General features: G+C 42.6%; 4 protein-coding genes. All 4 read left to right on the top strand.

All coding sequences use genetic code 11. The features are described 5' to 3' along the window. On the top strand, positions 1-682 hold a 682-nt coding region (locus F6J99_RS42850; RefSeq protein ID WP_293122992.1), incomplete at its 5' end, for an urease accessory protein UreF. 932 nt (positions 683-1,614) lie between these two features. Further along, positions 1,615-2,865 (top strand): response regulator, encoded by a 1,251-nt coding sequence (locus tag F6J99_RS42845; protein WP_293122989.1) that lies wholly within the window; start codon positions 1,615-1,617, stop codon positions 2,863-2,865. A gap of 309 nt (positions 2,866-3,174) precedes the next feature. Next, the gene (locus tag F6J99_RS42840) at positions 3,175-3,546 is read left to right on the top strand and encodes a response regulator (RefSeq protein WP_293122986.1); all 372 of its coding nucleotides are present in this window, start codon (positions 3,175-3,177) and stop codon (positions 3,544-3,546) included. Between the two features lie 17 nt (positions 3,547-3,563). Next, positions 3,564-3,998 (top strand): chemotaxis protein CheW (locus F6J99_RS42835; RefSeq protein WP_293122983.1); only part of this gene is annotated, 435 nt, incomplete at its 3' end.

Here is a 3,998-nt window from a genome sequence, read left to right as displayed (position 1 = left end):
TCTACCAGTGGGTGCTTACGGCTATTCCGAGGGTTTGGAAACGTTAGTTGATATTGGTGTGATTCACAACCAGACTACTCTGCACCAGTGGCTAGAGCATCAACTGTGCTATGGAGCCATTCGATTAGAGGCTTATGTGATGGTCCGAGCTTACGAAAGTTATGGCAAAGGGGATTTAGAGGGTTTGAACTACTGGAATGCTTGGGTAAGTGCTGCTAAGGAAACTTCTGAATTGCGATCGCAAAGTTGGCAGATGGGTAACTCGTTGATGCGGTTACTGCTGGATTTGCACCCACCCAGTGAAACCATTGTCGAGACGACCGATGTAACCTCTGAACAAAATGTCATCTGTCTACAAGATGTAGCATCAGCTGTGGGTAAACCCTGTAATTATGCGATCGCGTTTGGGATTGGGGCTGCTAACTGGCAGATTGACATTACAGCCACAGTCTTAGGTTACTTACATAGCTGGGCATCTAATGTCATCGGTGCTGGCGTCAAATTGATTCCCCTTGGTCAAACCGTTGGTCAACAGCTACTACTAGGACTCAACCATAGACTTACTCTGAGCACCCAAGATGTTTTAACTTTGACGGATGAAAAATTAAGTAGTTGTGGTTGGGGATTAGCCTTAGCAAGTATGGCTCACGAAACTCAGTACACACGATTATTTCGTAGTTAATTCTTTTTAAAATTAATAATCATTTGTAAGCATTCAGAACTCAGCGGTCAGTGGTCAGCTTATTTTATTCAAAAGCTGTTCGGTGTAGGGTGACCATAGGCCAATGGCACCTCAAGTAGCGTGCGCTTAGTGCATTAGCTGAATGCTTATAATCCTTTTTTAAAAGATTAATCAAGTTAGCTTGATTTTTTGGCTGATGTTACCGAGATATGCCACATTTGCATGTTATCAAAGTATAGCGTTTGTATTTGAGATGTAAACCTTAATGGTCTTTTTTTATTGGACAATAAAACTCCGTATCTCTTGCCCCTTTTGCCTTTTGCCTCTTGCCTGCATGCTTTTTTTGCAAGAATTATGTTTACAACCTATATAAAAAACCTATATACTAGGACAATTAGCGTATTTTAATAATTAGCCGAATTTTAATGCTAATATAGAGTTATAATTAAGGCAGCAAAAATTTCGTTAAGTTTCGGGTAATTTTAGTTAAATTACCCTTCTTAATTAATGAAAAGTTAAGCAAAGTCAGGTACTAATTTACCTTCAGTTCGACTAACCGAGTTTTGCTGATGGTTAGTGAAACTCGATCATGGTGCATCTCTACAACCCTGGCTTGACGTGTCTGTTAAAATTACCAGTTTGGTGCATTTAACCAAAACCATAACTTACGCAAAACTGGGCGACAAACCCTATAATTTGTAACAAATATACAACTGGCGTAAGTTCTGAAAACTATACACAATATCAGGATTAACAATTATAGGTATTAGGTATCTAGGTATCTAGGTATTAGGGAAAACACGGGTACTTGACAAAAGTATTGCTAACCGAGGCGCTAGCAAACTAGGATTGTTACTTGTTAAGTATTTATTGTTGTTAATTGTTAGTTAGTTACTAATTAGTGGGATTGCTATCTATCCATACAGACACCAATGACGACTCACAAAGTATTGACCACCGACAAACTGGCGCAACAGATTCAAGCTTGCGCAACGGAGCAATTGACTGGTCGGTTAGAGATTGAAGATCCCCACGATCAGCAGTGGAGTCTTTCTTTCCACTTGGGTCGTTTGACTGGGGCTGCTAGTAAAATACATCCCATTCGCCGTTGGTGTCGGCAGTTGTCTGTACACTGCCCAGAACTATCAGCATTTCCTGTGTGTCAGGGCTCCTCGGCTCAGCCGGTGTATTGGGATTACCCATCTCTAGCAGAACTAGTCAGACAGGGGAAAATACCACTGAGACAGATGCGGTCGGTTGTTGCTGACAACTGTACGGAAATACTCTTCGATATCATCCAACGGCAGGAACAACTCCGCTGTGGTTCATCAGAGCAACTAACTTACAGGCAGATTCCTCAAGAGACTATTGATTCAAGGTTTGATTCAAGGTTTGATTCAAGGTTTGATTCAAGGTTGGTAGTAATTCGAGCTGATCAAATTTGGCAACAGGCCAGGCAGGCTTGGGAGCCTTGGCAACAGGCTGGTTTGGTAAATATTTCCCCTTCTCTGGCTCCGGTGATCTGGGATGCTGACAAATTGCGACAGCAGACCTCATTACTGGCCTACCACAACCTGACTACCTTGGTGGATGGCGATCGCACTTTAAGGGATTTAGCTGTGAGCGTCAAACAGAATCTTTTGGCTGTGACCCAATCAATCATGCCCTACATCAGAGTACAGGTGATGGGTTTGATCTGTGTTGGAGACTTCCGCTGTGATACTCACTTTAATCAAGCCACTAATCCTCAGCCAGAAACTACCGGAACCAAAGGACCAGTAATGACATTACCAGCTAGTCCCTTGGTAGTTTATATCGAAGACAGCCAAATCGATCGGCTGACCATGAGTCAAATTCTTGCCAATGCTGGCTATCGATTTATCAATGTTCGAGACCCGATCAAAGCCTTGCCGACCTTGCTAAAGCACAAACCACAGCTGATCTTCTTGGATTTGGTGATGCCGGTTTTAAATGGGTATGAAATTTGTGCACAAATTCGTCGGGTTTCAGTGTTTCAAGACACCCCAGTGATTATGGTCACCAGTAATGACGGAATTGTAGACCGAGTGCGGGCAAAGATGGTCGGTTCTACGGACTTTTTAGTAAAGCCTATTACTCGGTCAAAGGTATTGACAATTCTACAGAAGCATCTCGGGGTTAGTCGCAATATTATGTCCGGTTGAATAGTTAGTTTAAGACTTAACTTATAGCAGTTCTCATAGTAATACACATAATTTTCCACGTCCGACTTCCCTCTCTTCCCTTCCTGGGAGGGTTTAGGGGCGGGTTCCTGTTCCCTGTTCCAAAGTCCCTGCTCTCTGCCAGGACGAAAGTACCTAAGCGAATGTATAAATGCTATATTTGACTACTTTTTAATCTTGGTCATTTGTTAATTTAAAATATAAAATTTAAACTTGATTAGTTATACTTGACAAGTTTAAATTACCCAATTTTAATTAACATTATGACTACTTTTAGAGTAAGCAATTTTTATGAATACAGTCCTTTTGGTTGAAGATAGCTTGACTGAAAATGAGATGGTAAGTGGTTACCTCAGAGAAGCTGGTCTCAAGGTAGTTAGTGTCACAAGTAGTGAGGATGCCCAGATTAAACTTCAGTCCCAGAAACCAGATGTGGTGATTCTCGATGTGATTTTGCCAGGACAAAGCGGGTTTGAACTGTGCCGGGAACTCAAGACTAATTCCAACACCCAAACCATCCCAGTGGTGATTTGCTCAACTAAAGGAACTGATGCCGACAAACTCTGGGGTTCGATGCTGGGAGCTGATGCCTATTTACCTAAACCGATAAACCAGCAAGAACTAAAACAAACAATTCAGCAATTGTTAGGTATTACCCATTAGGTATTAGGTATTAGGTAATGTTGAACTCCCTTGACCCAGTGGTAACACAAACAAATCTTGACCTACTCAACTTAGATCCACTAACCCCAGAAACCCAAGTGCGGTTGCTGCGTTTTCCTCTTGGCTTTGAGGATAGTATTCTGTTGCCCCTAGAGCAGATTACCGAAATTATCAGGGTGAATCTGCCGGAGGTTCTGCTGGTGCCGGAAATGCCCAGTTGTATTTTGGGAATTGGTAATTGGCGCTCAGAAATGCTCTGGTTGGTAGACCTAAAGCAGCTGGTTGGCTATCCACCTCTGTCTGAGCTTGGGCAAGTTTCGGTATCTCCTGTGGCAATCGTGGTTCAGGCCAATGACCAGTCTGTGGGTCTGGTGGTGTCGCAAGTCAATGAGATTGAGTTACATGAATTGGAGCAACTCCAGCCACCGACTCCTGGCTTATTTCCTCAATCA

This window comes from Moorena sp. SIO4G3, assembly GCF_010692305.1.
In the GTDB taxonomy this organism is placed as follows: Bacteria; Cyanobacteriota; Cyanobacteriia; order Cyanobacteriales; family Coleofasciculaceae; genus Moorena; species Moorena producens_A.
Note: the sequence above shows the minus strand (reverse complement) of the source record. Positions and strands in the feature narration are given on the sequence as shown.